At 70.9% G+C, this 19,535-nt stretch carries 7 protein-coding genes; 4 read left to right on the forward strand and 3 right to left on the reverse strand.

The features are described 5' to 3' along the window. Nucleotides 1-9: 9 nt before the first annotated feature. From ACFV1J_RS21450 to ACFV1J_RS21460, 3 genes are all read right to left on the reverse strand, one after another. Entirely contained in the window at nucleotides 10-5,394 is a 5,385-nt protein-coding gene (locus ACFV1J_RS21450) for an SDR family NAD(P)-dependent oxidoreductase (RefSeq protein ID WP_385860456.1), read from the reverse strand. Between the two features lie 75 nt (nucleotides 5,395-5,469). Further along, nucleotides 5,470-6,636: a cytochrome P450 gene (locus ACFV1J_RS21455; protein WP_385860459.1), complete on the reverse strand. Its 1,167-nt coding sequence runs from the start codon at nucleotides 6,634-6,636 to the stop codon at nucleotides 5,470-5,472. A gap of 1 nt (nucleotide 6,637) precedes the next feature. Next, the gene (locus tag ACFV1J_RS21460; RefSeq protein WP_385860461.1) at nucleotides 6,638-7,828 is read right to left on the reverse strand and encodes a pyridoxal phosphate-dependent aminotransferase; all 1,191 of its coding nucleotides are present in this window, start codon (nucleotides 7,826-7,828) and stop codon (nucleotides 6,638-6,640) included. A 590-nt stretch (nucleotides 7,829-8,418) separates the two neighbouring features. Here ACFV1J_RS21460 and ACFV1J_RS21465 point away from each other — a divergent pair. The 4 genes from ACFV1J_RS21465 (at nucleotide 8,419) to rfbA (ending at nucleotide 19,524) form a co-directional block, all read left to right on the forward strand. Continuing rightward, nucleotides 8,419-9,639: a cytochrome P450 gene (locus ACFV1J_RS21465; RefSeq protein WP_385860463.1), complete on the forward strand. Its 1,221-nt coding sequence runs from the start codon at nucleotides 8,419-8,421 to the stop codon at nucleotides 9,637-9,639. A gap of 38 nt (nucleotides 9,640-9,677) precedes the next feature. After that, on the forward strand, nucleotides 9,678-17,522 hold the full coding sequence (locus ACFV1J_RS21470; RefSeq protein WP_385860466.1) for an amino acid adenylation domain-containing protein: 7,845 nt from the start codon (nucleotides 9,678-9,680) through the stop codon (nucleotides 17,520-17,522). Between the two features lie 71 nt (nucleotides 17,523-17,593). Further along, entirely contained in the window at nucleotides 17,594-18,622 is a 1,029-nt protein-coding gene (gene rfbB, locus ACFV1J_RS21475; protein ID WP_385860468.1) for a dTDP-glucose 4,6-dehydratase, read from the forward strand. Beyond that, the gene (gene rfbA / locus ACFV1J_RS21480; protein ID WP_385860470.1) at nucleotides 18,622-19,524 is read left to right on the forward strand and encodes a glucose-1-phosphate thymidylyltransferase RfbA; all 903 of its coding nucleotides are present in this window, start codon (nucleotides 18,622-18,624) and stop codon (nucleotides 19,522-19,524) included. The genes rfbB and rfbA overlap by 1 nt, the downstream gene beginning before the upstream one ends. Nucleotides 19,525-19,535 lie beyond the last annotated feature (11 nt).

The raw sequence follows: 19,535 nt of genomic DNA on the forward strand, positions 1-19,535 counted from the left end.
GGATTGGCTTCATCGGGGCTCTCCATCGCTTTCTTCCCTGGGACGGCCGTCGGCGACCGCCCCCAGGGCCAGGCGGACCAGTTCGGCGGCGTTCATTGCGTCTATGTCGCTGTCGCGTGGCTCAGGACCGCCGCCCTCATCCGCTCCCGGCGCCCCGACGAGTTCGGCGGTCAGGTGATCCGCGAGCGCGGCGGGGGTGGCGTGGTCGTACAGGAGCGTGGAGGGCAGCTGCAGCCCCGTCAGCACTACGAGCCGGTTGCGCAGTTCGAGCCCGGTCAGGGAGTCGAAGCCCAGGTCCGGGAAGAGGTCGTTGGCCAACACGTCGTCCACGGATGCGTAGTCCAGGACGATGCCGATCTCGGCGCGCACCGCCTCCAGGACGAGGTACGGCCGTTCGCCGGCCGGCGCATCGGCCAGCCGGCGGCGCAGTGCGGCGGCGGGGGCTTCCTCGTCTTCCTCGGGTGACACGGGGTTCGCGGGGTGCGTCGCACCGGCCGGGACGAGAGCCCGCAAAAGGGCCGGAAGAGCGTCTGCGTCCCTGCCTTCCAGGTCGATACGGGCGGGAACCAGGACCGCATCCGGCTCGGCGACCGCGGTGTCGAAGAGGGACAGTGCGTCCTCGAGGGGCAGGGGGAGCACACCGGACCGGTGCAGACGGCGCAGATCTGTCGCGCCGAGCTCCTTGCCCAGACCGTCCTCGCCCTCCCACAGCCCCCACGCCAGGGAGGTGGCGGCCAGACCCTCGGCGCGGCGCTGTCGTGCCAGCGCGTCGAGGAAGGCGTTGGCGGCGGCGTAGTTGCCCTGGCCCGCCGAGCCGAGCAGCCCGGACAGGGAGGAGAACAGCACGAAGGCGGACAGGTCCAGATGCCGGGTCAGCTCGTGCAGGTGGACGGCGGCGTCGGCCTTCGGCCGCAGTACGGCATCCAGCCGCTCCGGGGTCAACTGGTTCACGACGGTGTCGTCGAGGACTCCGGCCGCGTGCACCACCGCGGTGGGCGGCTGGTCGAGTCCGTCCAGGAGGGCGGCCACCGCGGCGCGATCCCCGACGTCACAGGCCGCGACGGTCACCGTCGCGCCGTGCCCCTCCAACTCGGCCACCAGGGCCGCGGCACCCGGTGCGCGCAGCCCGCGGCGCCCGGTGAGCACCAGATGCCGCACACCGTGACGTACCGCCAGATGCCGGGCCACATGACGCCCCAGCGTGCCCAGGCCACCGGTGATCAGGACCCGGCTGTGCGTGTCGAACGGAACACCGGCGGTACCCCGTGGCCGATGGGACAGCAGCCGCGGAACCAGCAATCTGCCGGTACGGACCGCGAGTTGGGGTTCGTCCGAGGCGGCGGCCCGCAGCAGTGCGCGCAGGGAGCCGGGGTAGCCGTCGGTGTCTATCAGCGTGAACCGCCCGGGGCGCTCCGACTGCGCGGCGCGGACCAGCCCCCAGACCGCGGCGCGCGCCGGATCCGGCTGCGGGTCGCCCGGCACGGTCACCGCGCCTCGGGTCAGCACGACGAGCCTGCTGCGCGAGAACCGGTCATCGCCCAGCCACTGCTGCACAAGAGCCAGGAAGTCGTGGAGCGCCTTTCCCCCGTCCGCGCCCTGGGGCGGCGTTGCCGCCTCGAGTGCCAGCACCACCTCGGGAACCGGCAGACCGTCGTCGGCGCAGCGCAGCAGATCGTCCAGGCCCGCATGGGCGCTCATCGTCGTTCCGGCGGCACGCGCGGCGCTGCGCATCGCGCCGGCGTCCGGACCTGCCGCAGCCCAGACACCGCCCAGGTGCGGGGCGCTCGGCGCCGGTTCGCTCCAGTGCAGGGTGAACAGCGAGGACTCGCTCGCCGGGGCAGCGGCGGGCGGTGTCCGCTCGCCCAGGGTGAGCGACGCGATGCTGAGCACCGGCGCGCCGGTGTCGTCGGCGACGAGCAGGGAGCAGGTATCGCCCCCGCTCCGTCGCAGGCGCACACGTAGCAGACGGCTGCTTTCCGGGCCGTTGTTGCCGTGCCATCGCAGGCCGCGCCAGGCGACAGGCACCAGATGCCGGGTGTCGTCGGTATCGGCGCAGGCGCCGATGAGCGCGGGCAGCGCGGGGTGCAGCAACGTGCCGTCACCGTCCCCTCCCGTGGCGGGCGCGATCTCCGCGTACAGACCGGTGGTGTCGGACCAGACGCGGCCAAGGGCCGAGAAGACGGAGGCTTCGACGGTGTGACCCCGTATCGCCAGACGGGAGTTGAGCGCGTCGAGCGGGAGCGTCGGCACCGCTTCGGGGGGCCAGGAGGCTAGGTGGTCCGGTGCCGTGTCCCCGGCGAGGCCCAGCGTGCCGGTGGCGAGGCGGCTCCACGTGGCGTGCGGGGCGTGTGCCGGCCGGGAGTGCAGCGCCAGGGTGCGGCTGCCGTCCTGTGCCGGGGCGCCGACGAGGAGCTGCACCGCGGTGGGCAGCCCGAGCGGCAGGGCCTGCTCCACGGTGAAGTCGGCCACGTGGCCCGCACCGGCATGCTGTGCGGCCTGCCCCAGCAGCTCGGCGACCTCGAGGCCGGAGGCGGCGAGACCCGGCATGCCCTGCGCGTCGAGGGTCGCGGTGAACACCGTGCCGCTGCCGTCGGCCAGTTCCACGCCCTCACCCAGCGCCGAGCGGGAGCCGTCGGCGGGGTGGGGCGCGGCCGGTGCGTCGAGCCAGTGCCGGGTCCGCTGGAAGGGGTAGGTGGGCAGGGGGGTGAGCCCGGCGCCGGGGTAGAGACGTGTGGTGTCGAAGCGGGTGTCGTGCAGGGCGAGAGAGGCGAGGGCGGCGGTCACGGTGTGAGCTTCGGGCCGGTGGGGGCCGATCGTGGTCAGGAGCCGGGCGTCGGTGTCGTCGTCGAGCGCCGCGCGCAGCAGCTCGGTCAGGACGGGCGCGGGGCCCAGTTCCACGAACGCGGTCGCCCCTTCGTCGCGCAGCGCGCGGATGCCGTCGTGGAAGCGGACGGTGTGACGCAGCTGGCGGACCCAGTAGTGGGGGTCGGTGAGTTGGCCCGGGGTGGCGAGGCGGCCGGTGAAGTTGGAGACCAGGGGGGTGTGCGGTTCGTGGTAGCTCAGGCGGGAGGCGATGGCGTGGAACTCGTCCAGGATCGCGTCCATGTCGGGGGAGTGGAAGGCGTGGCTGACGTGGAGGGGCGTGGTTCTGCGGCCCTTGGCCTGCCAGGTCCGGGCGAGCTCGGTGGCCGCCGGGGCGTCCCCGGTGACGACGACGGAGCGGGGCCCGTTGACGGCGGCGAGGTCGAGGCGTCCGGTGTGGGCGGCGAGGGCCGGGCGGATCTCGTCCTCGGTCGCCTCGATGGCGATCATGCGGCCGCCGGCGGGCGCCGACTGCATGAGGCGGGCACGGTGGGCCACCAGGGTGCAGGCGTCGGCGAGGTCGAGGACACCGGCGGCGTGAGCTGCGGCGATCTCGCCGACGGAGTGCCCCAGGAGGAGATCGGGGGCGGCGCCGTAGTGCCGCAGGAGCCGGTGCAGGGCCGTTTGCAGGGCGAACAGCGCGGGCTGGGCGAACAGAGTCTGGTGCAGCGTTGCGGCACCGCCCTCGTCGGCGGCGAACACGACCTCTTGGAGCGGGACGGGCAGATGCTCATCGAGGTGGCCGCAGACGGCGTCGAAGGCCTCCCGGAACACGGGGTAGGCCGCGTGGAGTTCGCGGCCCATGCCGGGGCGCTGGCTGCCCTGCCCGGTGAACAGGAAAGCGACGCGGGGCTCGGCCGACGTGCCTGCCGCCAAGCCGCCCTGCAGGACGTCGGGTGAGGGGGCGCCGGCGGCGAGGGCCCTGAGGGCCTCGCGGAACTCCGCGTCGGTGCGGGCGACGACGGCGGCCGTGTGGTCGTGCCGTGCACGCGCCCGGGCGAGCGTCAGACCGACGTCGTCGGGGGCGAGGTGGGGGTGCTCGGTGAGGTGGTGGTGGAGCTGGCTGGCCCGGGCACGGAGGGCTTGCGCAGTGTGGCCGGACAGCAACCACGGGGTGGGGGCGTCCAGAGAGCGCCGGGGCCGTACGGCGTCGTCGCCCCCGGTGCGGGGCGGCTCTTCGAGGATGAGGTGGGCGTTGGTGCCGCTGATGCCGAAGGAGGAGACCCCAGCCCGGCGCGGATGCCCCCGGTCGGGCCAGGGCCGGGCCTGTGACAGGAGCGCCAACGTGCCGTCCGACCAGTCGACATGCGGTGTGGGCCGGTGGGTGTGCAGGGTCCTGGGCAGGCGTCCATGACGTATGGCCATGGTCATTTTGATGATGCCGGCGATACCTGCGGCAGCCTGGGCGTGGCCGATGTTGGATTTGAGCGAGCCCACGTGCAGGGGAGCCTGCGGGTCACGGTGGCGGCCGTAGGTGTTCTGCAGGGCCTGGGCTTCGATGGGGTCGCCGAGGGCGGTACCGGTGCCGTGGGCCTCGACGACACAGACCTGGTCGGGGGTGAGGTCGGCAGCGGCCAGAGCCTGGCGGATGACCAGTTCCTGGGACGGGCCGTTGGGCGCGGTCAGGCCGTTGCTGGCGCCGTCCTGGTTGAGTGCTGAGCCGCGGATGACGGCAAGAACAGGATGGTTGTTACGCAGGGCGTCGGACAGACGCTCCAGCAGCAGGGTGCCGGCGCCTTCGCTCCAGGCGGTGCCGTCGGCGCCGGCGGAGAAGGGCTTGCAGCGCCCGTCGGGAGCCAGGCCACGCTGCCGGCTGAACTCGACGAAGGCGGTGGGACGGGACATGACCGCCACGCCGCTGCTGAGAGCGAGGTCGCATTCGCGGTTGCGCAGGGCCTGGACGGCGAGATGCGTGGTGACGAGCGAGGAGGAGCAGGCGGTGTCGACGGTGATCGCAGGGCCCTTGAGCCCGAGGGCGTAGGCGATACGTCCCGAGGCGACGCTCGGCGAGCTGCCCGTGAAGCCGTAGGCCTCTTCCCGGTCGGGGCGGTAGTCGCTGTACATCACGCCGCAGTAGGTGCCGGTGAGAGTGCCGTGAAGCGAGGCCGGGCTGATACCGGCGTGCTCGATGGCCTCCCAGCTGGTTTCCAGCAGAAGGCGCTGCTGGGGGTCCATGGCGGCAGCTTCCCGCGGGCTGATGTGGAAAAAGGCGGGGTCGAAGTCGGCGGCGTCGTAGAGAAATCCGCCGTGGGTGGTGTAGGTGGTGCCGACATGGTCCGGATCGGGGTGGTAGAGGTTGTCGAGGTCCCAGCCGCGGTCCTTGGGGAAGGGGCCGATGGCGTCGATCTCGTCGGTGACCAGACGCCACAGGTCCTCGGCAGAGGCCACGCCCCCGGGATACCGGCACGCCATCCCCACAATCGCAACCGGCTCACGCCGCTCACTCTCGACTTCGCGCAGGCGCTCGCGCATCTCGCGTGCGTCGGCGATGGCGCGCTTGAGGTACTCGCGGAGTTTTTCCTCGTCAGCCACGTGTTCTCAGTCTCCGGAAGGGGGGAATGTGCGGTCATGGCAAGGGCGCCGGCACGGCCGCGATCGGCGGGGCCGCTACCAGGAGACCTGTAGCCGGGACAGGCCGCGGATGCCCAGGCCGTCTTTCCAGACGACCGGCTCTTCGACCTCGGCCAGGCGCAGTGTCGGGAAGCGCCGCAGCAGATGTTCCAGGACGATGCGCACCTGCAGCCGCGCGAGCGGCGCGCCCAGACAGCGGTGCACTCCGTGACCGAAGGTCAGATGCGGGGTGCCACGGCCGGAGACGAAGTCCATCGACTCCGGCTTGGCGAACACCTCGGCGTCCCGGTTGCCGAACATCAGGGCCACCACGACGCCTTCGCCCGCCTGCACCGTGACCTCGCCCAGAGGTACCGGTTCGGTGGCCACACGCAGGAAAGTCAGCGGGGTGACCGGGTTGAGCCGGATCAGTTCCTCCACCGCCTTCCCGACCCGGTCGGGGTGCGCGACGAGCTCTTCGTACACGCCGCGGTCGGTCAGCAGCGACAGCGTCGCCAGACCGATCTGGCCGGTCGTCGTCTCGTACCCCGCCATCAAAAGCGTCAGGCCCAGGGTGAGCAGTTCGTTCGTGGACAGCTCGCCCCGGTCGTGCACGGCGATCAGATCGCTGAGCAGATCCTCGCCCGGTGCGCGCCGTTTGCGGTCCATCAAGTCCGTCATGTACTCGATGAGTTCGATCCGCCGACGGGCCTTCTCACGCGGGCTGCTGGCGTCGATGTCGAACAGGACCTCGACCCAGCCCCGGAAAAGAGGCGTGTCCTCCTCGGGGATGCCGAGCATGGAGCAGAGCACGAACAGCGGCAGCGGCCTGGCGAGATGGCCGATCAGGTCCGTGCCGGGTCCGAGGTCGGCGACCGTGTCGAGATGCCGGTCGGTCACCTGCGCAACGAAGTCGCTCATCCTGGCCATCCGGCCGGTGGAGAACGCTCCGCTGACCAGGCGTCGCAACCGGGCGTGCCGGCTGCCGTCCATACTCATCATGGAGTCCGCGGCGGGCTGCGCGTCGTTGAGCTTCGGAGCCTGGGGCCGCAGTGCCGCGGCCCGGCTGAATCTCGGGTCCGTCAGGACCGACCGCCCCAGGGAGTATCCGCGTACGAGCCACACCTCGCTGCCGGTCGGCGTGGCGATGCGCGCTATCTCCTCCGGACCCGGGCTCATCAATGCCGAAAGCGGGCCCCATTGGTCGATCAGAGGCTGACTCATCTCACACTCCTCGCTGTTCGCCGGCGGGCCGGAAGGAGCGGACTCGGCGGGCCACCTCGTCCAGCACCCCGACCTGCCGGTTGAAGGCGATCCTCACGTAGTTCGCGCCTCGCGCGGGGTCCGCGAACGAGGAAGCCCCGGGGACCACCAGAACGCCGGTGGCGTCGAGCAGTTCGAAAGTGAAGGCCCGGCCGTCCATGCGGCCGCCGGTGAGCGCACTGACGTCCGCCAGCAGGAAGCAGCCCCCCTCGGCGGGGGTGATCCTCATGCCCATGCCCGTGAAGATCTCCAGGGCCAGGTCGCGGCGCCGGGCCATCTCCTCGGCCGCCACTTTGAGGTCTGCCGAGGCGGCCGCGGCACCGACGGCCACCTGCAGCGGTGCCGCGGTGCCGTTCGTGGTGACCTCCTGCACATGCCGCAACGTCTTCGTACGCTCGGCATCCGCCCGCAGGAAGCCCAGCCGCCACCCACTGATCGCGTAGTCCTTGGAGAGCGAACCGACGACGATGCTGCGCTCGGCGAGCCCGGGAACCTCGGTGATGGAGGTGGAGAGGCGGCCGTCGAAGACGAAACTGCCGTACACCTCGTCGCAGATGACCGTCGTGTCCCAGGTCTGCGCCAACTCGGCTATCGAGCCGAGCTCCTGAGGGGTCAGCACCCGGCCGGTGGGGTTGCCGGGCGAGTTCAGCAGCACCGCGCGGGTACGCGGGCCGAAGGCCGCGGCCAGATCGGCCGGCTCCAGGCGCCAGTCGGGCTCGCGCAGCGCAACGGAGCGGGGCACGCCACCAGCCAGCGTGATCGCCGCCCGGAACTGCTCGTAGCCCGGGTCGAGCAGGACGACCTCGTCGCCGGGGTCGATGACGGCGAGCAGGGCGATGCACAGTGCCTCGGTGGCACCCACGGTGACGGTCACTTCGGTCCGCGGATCGGTCGGCGTCGGGAGGCCTTCGGCGATCCTTTCCCGCAGCGCCAGGTCGCCCGGCGGGAAGACATACTGGTTGCGCCCGGCGCCGAGCGCGTCGTGGGCTGCCTGGATGATGCCGGCGGCGGGCTCTGGATAACCGGGAGTTCCCAGCGCCATGTCGATGGCGCCGCGCTCGCGCGCAAGTTGGAACAGCTCGCCCAGGCTGTTGCCCTGCAGAGCCGCCGCCCTTGCCGAGATATGCGGCCGCTGGTTTGTGGATCGTGCCATTTCCCCCACCTCCTGCCTCTCACGAATGTCCAGGACGACGCCTGAGCAGCATTCGGGGATTGAAGTCCGACTATCCCAGACCGCAGACGCACCACGTCAACAGCCCGGGCTTCGCGCCAACGTTATGGGATCTCCGGAACACATGAACCCGGCTACCTGGTCCAAAGCAATTCCGGATACCCATGCGCCGATTCCGTGCAACGCTCTGCCGGAGGCCGAACATAACCTGCCCGCCGACCGGAGGCGAACCAAATAGACCGGCATCCGTATCCCGTTGGACCGGCGTCCGTATCCCGTCGACAGGACATCGCACAAGCCGTGGCCACCGTGTCCGCTGTCTTGTCGCCAGGACAGAACGCGTTTGCCCACGCAGGCCGGAGACGAACCTTGACCGGCGGGGGGAGAGCCTGCTTGCGTTACGTCAATGCTGGCACCCACAAGTCGCCCGCAAATCTCGAAATGCGTTTCGGTTTCCCTTTGCCAGCCGCTCGGGAAACCCTTCGCGCGTGAACTCCGCAACACCACCACCACAGGAAAGAAACGAGCGCGGTGCTGGGAACACAGGCCCGGCGAAAGGCGGGAGACCGACCGTGACCACCCTGACCGTCGAAGGCGCCGACCTCACCGATCCGCAGACTTTTCTGGCGCCCGCCGACGAACTTGCAAAGATGTGGCGCCGGTTCCGGACGGAGAGCCCCATCCACTGGCATGAGGTCCACGACCACGCCGTGCCGGGATTCTGGGTGCTCTCCCGATACCAGGACGTGCTGGACGTGTACCGTGACAAAACACATTTCACGTCCGAGCGCGGAAATGTACTCGCCACCCTTCTCGAAGGGGGCGATTCGGCCGCAGGCCGGATGCTAGCCGTGACGGACGGCCCACGCCACCGTGAACTGCGCAACGTGATGCTGAAGGCGTTCGCGCCACGGGTCCTCGATCCTGTCGTGGCAGGGGTGTACGAGCGCGCGGACCGGCTGGTGAGGCTGGCCGTCGCCAGAGGCGAATGCGACTTCGCCCAGGACGTCGCCGAACACATTCCGATGGCCACGGTCGCCGACCTGCTCGGCGTGCCCGCCAGCGACCGCGACTACCTGCTGACGCTGACCAAGGAGGCGCTCAGCACCGAAGAAGCGGACAGCTCCGCCGATGAGGCGCTGGTCGCCCGCAACGAACTGCTCTTCTACTTCGCCGACCTGGCCGCGGACCGCCGCGCGGCGCCACGCGACGACGTGGTGAGCGTCCTTGCGACCAGCACCGTCAACGGAGAACCCCTCACCGACCAGGAAATCATCTTCAACTGCTACAGCATCATCATCGGCGGCGACGAGACCAGCAGACTCTCCATGATCTGCGGCATGCACGAACTGATCGCGCACCCGCAGCAGTGGCAACGGCTCATCTCCGGTGACGTCACCGTCGAAAGCGCCGTCGAAGAAGTGCTGCGCTGGGTCAGCCCCGCAATGCACTTCGGCCGCCGGGCCCTGAAGGACGTCGAGGTCGCCGGCCGGCTCGTGCGCGCCGGGGACGTCGTCACACTGTGGAACAGCTCGGCCAACTACGACGAGGACGTCTTCGCCGACCCCACCACCTTCGACCTCGGACGCACCCCCAACAAGCACGTGGCGTTCGGCTACGGACCGCACTTCTGCCCCGGCGCCTTCCTGGGCCGCGCCGAGATCGCCGCCCTGCTCACCGCCCTGCGCACCCATGTCGCCGAAGCCGTACCGACCGGGCCGGCCAAGCCCATCCACTCCAACTTCCTGCACGGATACAGCAGTCTGCCGGTCGCCCTGAAGGCAGCCCGGTAGCACTCGATCCCATTCCACGTCCGAGCTCTGGAGCATTCGTGAACGTCCCACGAGGACCGTCTGCCGACGCGCAGCCCGCCGGTACGTGCCTTGCCCCGGCCACCTTCCCCGCGCTGTTCGAGGCGCAGGCCCGGCAAACGCCGCGATCAACGGCCCTCGAGTCGGCCGACCAGGCCTGGACGTACCAGGAGCTGAACGAGCACGCGAACCGGATCGCGCACTGGCTGATCGGCCGCGGCATCGGTCCTGAGCAGAGGGTCGCCGTGGCGATGCCGCGCTCGGCCGAACAACTGGCCGTACTCCTGGGCGTCATGAAGGCCGGCGCGGCCTACCTCCCCTGGGACCTGAGCCACCCGCCGCAACGGCTCGCATACATGGCCTCCGACGCGGCCCCGGCTCTTGTGCTGACCACGTTGGCCGCGTACGACCGGCTGCCCACGGGGACAAACACCGACGCGGTCGCGATGGACGCACCGCGCACCGCGGCGGCCCTGCAGACGGCACCGGCCTCGGACCCGGACGACGACGTTCGCCTCTCGCCGCTGGGCACCGCCGCCGCCGCCTACGTCATCTACACCTCGGGCTCGACCGGCCGGCCCAAAGGCGTGACCGTGACGCACTCCGGCCTCGCCGCGCTGCGCGCCGAAGCGGTGCGCCACGGCGACCTCGGCACCGACGCCGACGCCCGGGTACTGCACTTCGCGGCACTGACCTTCGACATGTCGGTATGGGACCTGGTGGCGGCACTGACCACCGGCGCGACGCTCGTGGTGCCCCGCCAGGAACGTCTGATCGGCGCGGAACTGGCCGAGGTCCTGGCGCACCGCGCGGTGACCCATGCCACGCTACCGCCCAGCGTGCTGGCCACACTGCCCCCGGGCAGCGCCCAAAGGCTGCGCAACCTGCGGGCCCTGGTCGTCGGCGGTGAGGCGCTGACTCCGGCACTCGCCGCCGAGTGGGCCCCCGGACGACGGCTGATCAACGCCTACGGCCCCACGGAAGCCACCGTATGGGCCACATTCAGCCCACTGCCCGACGACGGCACGGTGCCGATCGGCCGCGCGATGCAGGACACCCACGCCTACGTACTCGACGAACACCTCGCACCCCTCACCGACGGCCGCCGCGCCGGCGAGCTCTACCTTGCGGGACCGGGCCTGGCCCGCGGCTACCTCGGGCGCCCGGCACTGACCGCGACGCGGTTTTTGCCCATGCCGTTCGGCAGGCCGGGCGAGCGGATGTACCGCACCGGCGACATGGTCCAGATACGTGCCGACGGGCAGCTCGAGTATCTGGGACGTGCCGACGACCAGGTGAAGGTGCACGGCCAGCGGATCGAGACCGGCGAGGTGGAGGCGGCCCTCGCCACACATCCCAGGGTGCGCCAAGCGGCGGTGGTCGCCCACCAAGACACCCTGGGCAACCAGCTGGTCGGCTACGTGGTCCCGGCACCCGAAGAACCCCACCACGAAGGCCGACGCGCCGACGCAGCCGGACACATCGACCTGCGGCCGGGACTCGACCCGGCCCAACTGCGCGCGTACTTGGCCCGACGACTGCCCGAAGCCATGGTGCCTGGCGTGGTGACGGTCGTCGACGAGATGCCGCTGACCCCCAACGGCAAGACCGACAAGGCGGCACTGCCCCGACCCCGGCTGCACAGAGCCCCCTACCGCGCTCCCCAAAGCCGTGCCGAGGAGGTGCTCACCGACGCCTTCGCCAAAGCCCTCCGCACCGAGCGGATCGGCACCGACGACGACTTCTTCGCCCTCGGCGGCGACAGCATCCGGGCCCTGCAGATCGCCACACAGGCGCGAGCCCACGGCATGCCCATCGAACCCCGCCAGATCTTCGAACACCGCACCGTGGCAGCGCTCGCCGACGCCGCGCAGACCGCCGGCGGCTCCTTCGGCCCGGCGCCGGGCCGGCCCGAGACGGCCGACGCCAGATGGCTGCCACACCTGCCCGCGACACGGTTCCTCGACGACCTCGGCCCCGGGGCGGCCCGGCACGCACCGGCTCTCGTCGTCGAACTGCCCGCAGGCATGGACCGCACCTCACTGACCGACGCGCTACGCGCGGTGACCGACCATCACGAGGCGCTGCGAATCCGAGCGACGGATCCTCAGGACTGGGGAGCGACCGTGACCCCGCCGGGCTCGGTGGCCGTCGACGCCCTGATCCACCGCCTCGCCTTGCCGGGTACCGCAGGGCAGGAGGAGGAGTGGGAGCGACTGCTCGCCCACGAACTCGACACCGCGGCTGGCCGGTTGGACCCCGCGGCCGGCGAGGTGATGCGATGCGTCTGGTTCGACGCGGGCAGCACACGGCCGGGACGACTCCTGGTGGCCCTGCACCCGCTCGTCGCAGACGCCGAGTCCTGCCGCATCGTCGCATCCGACCTGACCAGCGCCGCACGGCAGATCCTCGACGGCACACCCCCACGACTCGCCCCCCTCGCGACCCCACTGCGCCACTACGCCCACACCCTGGCCACAGAGGCCCAACGGCCCGAACGTGTCGCCGAGTTGGGGCACTGGTGTGCCCTCGTCGCACCGCCCGACCCCGGTCTCGGCTCCGACCCCGCCACCCCGGCCGCGGCACCGGCCCGCGCACGGGTGACCTCCCGGCTCACCGTCCCGCCCGAGATCACCCAGACCCTGCTGACCACCCTCCCGGACACCCACCACTGCGACGCCGACGACGGCCTGCTCGCGGCATTCGCGATGGCCCTGGCCACACGGCGGGCCCGGCGCGGCGGCGCCGGCGCCCCACCACCGCTGGTCCGCGTGACACGGCAGGGCCGGGCCCGCGCCGCGCTGCCGGGCTTCGACCTGTCGCGCACCGTCGGCCCGCTCACCACGCCCACCCCCCTCCGACCGGACCTCTCCGGCATCGACCTGCCCGAGGCGTTCGCGGCGGGCCAGGCCGCCGACACCGTCATCGCGTCCGTCAAGCAGCAGCTGCGCGCCCTGCCCGACCAGGGCATCGGCTACGGCCTGCTGCGCCACCTGAACCCCAGAACCGCACCCGTGCTGGCGCAGTACGGCAGCGGCCGGATCTCCTTCACCCACACCGACCGCCTCCCACAGACGACAACCGCGTCCACGGCGGCCGGCACCACCGACCTCGCCGTCACCACCGCCGTCTGCGAAACCGCCCAAGGCCCTTGCCTGGAAGCCGAGTTCGATGCCCGCGAAGCGGCCCTGTCCGCCGCCGACATACGCGAACTGGCCGACCTGTGGCTCCAGGCACTCCAAGCACTCGCCCTGCGCACCACCCAGCCCGGAGCGGGCGGTCTGGCCCCGTCGGACGTGACCCTGACCGGACTCACGCAGGACGACATCGACACCTGGCAGCAGGCCCACCCTCACCTCTCCGACATCTGGCCCGTACCGCCGATGCCCCAGGGACTGCTCGTCCACTCCCTGATGGAACACGAATCGGGCACCGACGCGGACACCTACCAAGTGCAGTACACGCTGCACATCTCCGGACCCGTCGACCCCGCGCGACTGCGCCCGGCCGCCCAGGCACTGCTCGACCGCCACCCCGCACTGCGCACCTGCTGCACACCCGGACCCGACGGCGCCCTGGTCCAACTGGTCGCAGAAGGCGTCGAGTTGCCCTGGCAGCACCTTGACCTGAGCGGCATGGACGAGGCCCTGCGCACCAGAGCGTACGAACACGCCCTGGCCGCGGACCGCACGACCCGCCTCGACCTGGCCACACCGCCGATGCTGCGCATGACACTGCTCACGCTGGACGCGGCCCACCACGAGCTGGTCATCACGGCCCACCACGCAGCCGTCGACGGCTGGTGCCTGCCGGTGCTGCTACAGGACCTGCTGCACTTGTACGCCGACCCCGGCGCCGCGGCCTCGCTGCCGCCCGCCCGCAGCTACCGCGAGTACCTCGACTGGCGTAACCGGCAGGACACACAGGAATCCGCCCGCACCTGGGCGAAGGAACTCGCCGGGCTCACGGAGCCGACCAGACTCACGCCCACAGCCGACCCCGGCCGCGCCGAGGAGGGCGGCATCGGCCACATCGACGTACCGCTGCCCGCCGACGCCGCCCGCGCCCTCCCCGCCCGCGCCGCCGAGGCGGGGGTCACCCTCAACACCCTCGTGCAGGGAGCCTGGGCCCTCGCCCTCAGCCGTCTCACCGGCCGCCAGGACGTGGTGTTCGGCGCCGCGGTGGCCGCACGCCCCGCCACACTGCCCGGCGCGGACCGCATGGTCGGCGCATTCGTCAACACCATCCCCGTACGCGTCCCCTGCGACCCCGACGCGAGCATCGAGCAGATCCTGCGGGACCTGCAGCAACGCCAAGCGGCCCTGCTGGAACACCACCACTGCGACCTGGCCGAGATCCAACGCGCCACCGCCATGCCCGCACTGTTCGACACCCTCGTCGCCTTCGAGTCGTTCCCACTGGACCGCGAAGCCCTCGCCCAGGCCGCCGCAGAAGGCGGCGTCACCGTCACCGGCATCGGCCTGCACTCCCAGACCCACTTCCCGGTAAGCGTGTTCGCCTACCCCGACGGCACCCATCTGCGCCTGAACCTGCACTACCAGCAACGCCTGTTCAGCCCGGACCAGGCACAGCAGATCGCCGCGCTGTACGGCCAGATCCTCCAGGACATCGCCCTCGATGTGCGACTCCGCTCCAGGCAGACGGGCCCCGACGACCCCACCGCCCAGACCGTACCGACCACCCCCGCACAGCCCGAGCCGCCCCAGACCGCCGGCAGCGACCCGCACCGGGCCCACCGCCCACTGGAGCGAAACCTCGGCCAACGCATCCGGGCCTGCGCCCAGCAGCTGTCCCTGCCGCCCGCCGTCCTCTTCCACGCAGGCTGGGCACTGGTCTCCGCGGCACTCAACGGCAGCGACGACGCGGTATTCGCCGGCCTCCCGGGCCAAGGACCCACAAACGGCCCCCACGGCGGCACCCGCCCCCTCCACCTGGACCTTGCCGACCGCAGCGTGCACGACCTGGTGCACGCCATGGACCAGGCACTGCGCGCACCCGCGGACGGCTCCACGCTCCCGCCGGCCGACTCCGCCCTGCACTACCGTGACGGGCAACCGGCCGACACACCAACGCCCGAACCCGCAGCACATAACCCAAGCCCCTTCGCCCTCACCGTCACGATCGACGAGCACCGCGAAGGCTTCCACCTCCAGGCACACACCGACGACTCCCACGACCCCGCCGCCGTACTGGACTGTCTCGAGACCGCGATGGCCGGCCTGGCCGACAGCCTGCAGGGCACACCGGGCACACCGCTTGCCGCCCTACGGCTTCCCGTGCTCAGCGACACCGCGCACCGCCGGCTCCTGGACCAGGACACCCGCATACCGGCCGACACCGGCGAACCGACCTGCATCCACCGCTGGTTCGAGAACGTGGCAGCCGCCACCCCCGACGCGGTGGCCGTCGAATTCCAAGGCCGCCGCCTGTCCTACCGGGAACTGAACGCACAGGCCAACCGCCTGGCACGACACCTGCGCGACCTGGGAGTCGGGCCCGAGGCGCGGGTGGCGCTGCGCCTGGAGCGCACCGAGCAGCTGGTGATCGCCGTGCTTGCGGTGCTCAAGGCCGGAGGCGCGTATGTGCCCATCGACGCGGCCTCGCCCGCCGACCGGCTGGCCCTCGTTCTGCGCGACAGCACGCCGCGCCTGCTGCTGACCGACCTGCCGCTGCCCAAGGACGCGGTCCCCCCGGGAACACCCGTGGTCGATGTCCGCGCGGACGCACACCAGTGGGCCGCGCTCGACAACACCGACCTCACCGATACCGGCGTCGGCCCCGAACACGCCGCCTACGTGATCTACACCTCGGGATCAACCGGCGTACCCAAAGGCGTCCTGGTCGACCACCGCAGCGTGACCCGGCTGTTCACCTCCACACGCGACCTGTTCCGCTTCGACGCACGCGACGTATGGCTGCTGTTCCACTCGTTCACCTTCGACGTCTCGGTTTTCGAGATCTGGGGCGCGCTGCTGCACGGCGCCACCCTCGTGGTGGCACCGCACGACACCGCCCGCAACCCCAAGGACCTCTACACCCTGCTGCGCACCTCGCGGGTGACCGTGCTCAACGAGACACCCACCGCCTTCCAGCAACTCATCGCGGCCCAGGGCGAGGACGACGGGCCACACCACCTGCGCATGGTGGTGCTCGCCGGCGAGGCGCTGAACACGGCGCTGCTGACACCCTGGATGGCACGCCCGGCCAACCGCGGCACACAGCTCATCAATGCCTACGGTCCCACCGAGGCAACGGTCTACACCACCTGTCACTCGCTGACCGAGGCCGACACCCGCCGCACCACCAGCCTCATCGGCCGGCGCCTGACAGACGTTCGCACCTACGTCCTCGACCGGCAGCTCAAGCCCGCGCCCGTCGGCGCCACGGGCGAGCTGTACATCGGCGGAGCGGGGGCGGCCCGCGGCTACATGAACCGGCCAGGGCTCACCGCGCAGCGCTTTGTCCCCGACCCGTTCTGCGGCCGGCCGGGCGCGCGGATGTACCGATCCGGAGACCTGGTCCGCCGGCTCCCCGACGGCACGCTCCAATACCTGGGCCGCAACGACGACCAGGTCCAGATCCGGGGATTCCGGATCGAACCGGGCGAGATCGAAGCCGCCCTCGCCGAGCACCCGGCCGTGCAAGAAGCCCGGGTCGTGGTACGCGACCACGGCGACGGGGACAAACGCCTGGCCGCCTACCTCGTCCCCTCGGCCAAGCACGCCGCGGCGGTGCGCGAACTGCTGCGCCTGGAGAGCACCGACCCCGCCACGTACGCCACCATCGGCGAACTCCCCGACGGCACAGCCCTCTTCCAGCACGACCGGCACGAGACCGACCTCGCCTACGACGAGATCTTCGTCCGCCGGCAGCCCCTGCGCGGCGGCATCACCCTCAACAACGGCGACACCATCGTCGACATCGGCGCCGGCATCGGCCTCTTCACCCTGTTCGCCGCACACCGAAACCCCGACGGCCGGATCTACTCCTGCGAACCGACCCGGACCCGGCGCGACGCACTGCGCCGCAATGCCGCCCTGCACGGCCTGAACACCCTCGTCCACGACCACGGCCCGGGCCTCCTGCCGCAGATCATCGCCGAACAGGGCCCCGGCCACATCGACCTGGTGAGGATCGACGAGGACCACGCCGGCCACGACGCCCTGGAAGGCATGCGCCCACAGGACTGGCCCAAGATCCGGCAGCTGGCCGTCACCGCCCAAGACACCGACCACCGCCGCGAGAAGCTGACCCAACTGCTGACCGCCCACGGCTACGACGTCGAATGCGACCCCCACAGCCGACAGCTCACCGCCCGGCGCCCCGAAGACCGCACCACGCGACCGGCACCCGCCCCCGCCGCCGTGGAGCCCCGCAGACACTGGTCCTCCCGCAGCGCCCTGCTCGACGACGTACGCAGCCGACTGCGCACCGTGCTGCCCGAACACCTGCTGCCCGCCCTGTACGCCCTGATCGAAGAACTGCCGATGACACAGAGCGGCAAGCTGGACCGCACAGCACTACCGGAACCCGTGCCCGAACGCCGCGGCGGCACGCCTGCCCGCACACCACAGGAACAGCAACTGTGCGCCCTGATCGCGCAGGTGCTGCGCATCACCCAGGTCGGCATGGACGACAACTTCTTCGACCTGGGGGGCGATTCGCTGCTCGCCTCCCGGCTCACCAGCCTGATCGGCACAAAGCTCGGAGTCACGGTGCTCATCCGAGAGGTGTACACCGCCCGTGACATCGCCGCGCTGGCGGACCTGGTCCGCACCGCCCCACCGGCCCGCGGCCCACGCCTGCGCAGGAGGGGTGACTCCCCTGCGAACAAACCGAGGTAACGGAGGAAACGTGACGGATACGCAAGGCACCCCTCGTCAAGCGCGGGACCGGTCGGCACGGGGAGGGCCCCTTGGCACCCGGTAGCGGCCCACGGCTGCTCATCACCGGAGGCGCCGGCTTCATCGGCTCGGCGCTCGTACGGATGCTTTTGACACAGCGCCGCGATGTGGCGCAGGTGACCGTCCTCGACAAACTCACCTACGCGGGCAACCTGGCCAACCTCGACCCGGTCGCCGCCGACCGGCGCCTGCGGTTCGTCGAAGGCGACATCAACGACCCCCGCACGGTGGCCGAGGTGATGCGCGGTCAGGACGCCGTCGTACACCTCGCCGCCGAGTCCCACGTGGACCGCTCGATCGACTCCGCGTCCCGGTTCGCGACCACCAACGTCCTGGGCACCCAGACACTTCTCGATACGGCCCTGCAGACCGGCGTCGGCACCTTCGTGCACGTCTCGACCGACGAGGTCTACGGCTCCATCGCATCCGGCGCATGGCCGGAGAGCCACCCGGTGCTCCCGAACTCGCCCTACGCCGCGACCAAGGCGTCGGCCGACCTGCTGTGTCTCGCCTACGCCCGTACCCACGGCCTGGACGTCCGCATCACCCGATGCTCGAACAACTACGGCCCCTACCAGTTCCCGGAAAAGATCATTCCGCTGTTCGTCACCAACCTTCTGCAAGGACAGCAGGTGCCGCTCTACGGAGACGGCCGCAACGCCCGCGACTGGCTGCATGTCGAGGACCACTGCCGGGGCATCCTGCTGGCCCTCGAGCACGGCCGGCCCGGTGAGATCTACAACCTCGGCGGCGGTACCGAACTGAGCAACCACGAGCTGACGACCCGGATTCTGGGCCTGCTCGGCGCGGGCCCCGAAAGGATCGACTGGGTCGAGGACCGCAAGGGCCACGACCGCCGCTACTGCGTCGACTGGTCCAAGGCCGCCCGCGAACTGGGATACCGGCCGCACCACTCGCTCGACCAGGCCCTGCCCGCCACCGTCGCGTGGTACCGCGACCATCCGTCCTGGTGGGAGCCACTGCGCAAGACGACCGACGACGAACACACCGAAAGACAGCGACAGGAGGCGCACGGCTGATGCGCGGGATCATTCTTGCGGGCGGGTCCGGCACACGACTGCGCCCACTGACACAGGTGCTGTCCAAACAACTGCTGCCAGTCTTCGACAAACCGCTGATCTACTACCCGCTCTCGGTGCTCATGCTGGCCGGCGTCCGCGAGATCCTGGTGATCAGCATGCCGGGCCACATCGACCAGTACCGCAGCCTGCTCGGCGACGGTGAGAGACTCGGCATCGAACTGTCCTACCTCGAGCAGGACCAGCCGCGCGGCATAGCGGACGCGCTGGTCCTGGGCCGCGAGTTCGTCGGCGACGAACAGGTCGCGCTGATACTCGGTGACAACATCTTTCACGGCCATGACCTGGCCCGCGTCCTGCAGGAGCAGGTGGTAAAGCTCTCGGGGGCCACACTCTTCGGCCACTCGGTGGCCGACCCCCAGCGTTACGGCGTTGCCGTCTTCGACGACAGCGGACGGTTCGTGGACATCGAGGAGAAGCCGCAGCGGCCGCGTTCCACCATGGCCGTCACCGGCATGTATCTCTACGACAACGAAGCACTGGACTACGCACAGCAGCTTGTTCCCTCGCCCCGCGGCGAACTGGAGATCACCGACCTCAACCGCCGGTTCGTCACCGAAGGCCGGGCCCAACTCGTAGACCTGGGCCGGGGCACCATGTGGCTGGACGCAGGCACCCACGAGAGCCTGCTGGAGGCCGGCAACTACGTGCGCGTCCTCCAGCAGCGCCAAGGCGTCCAGATCGCCTGCATCGAGGAAGTGGCCTACCGCGTCGGCACGCTGGACCTGGCCGGACTCGAAGCCGCCATCGAAAGGGTGGGGGTCGCCTCCGACTACGGCGCGTATCTGCGGCAGGTGCAGGACGACCACCAGCGCAGAGCCACCGCCCACGAAGGCCTGTGACCCTCCGGCCT

Source organism: Streptomyces sp. NPDC059649, assembly GCF_042734445.1.
Taxonomy (GTDB): Bacteria; Actinomycetota; Actinomycetes; order Streptomycetales; family Streptomycetaceae; genus Streptomyces.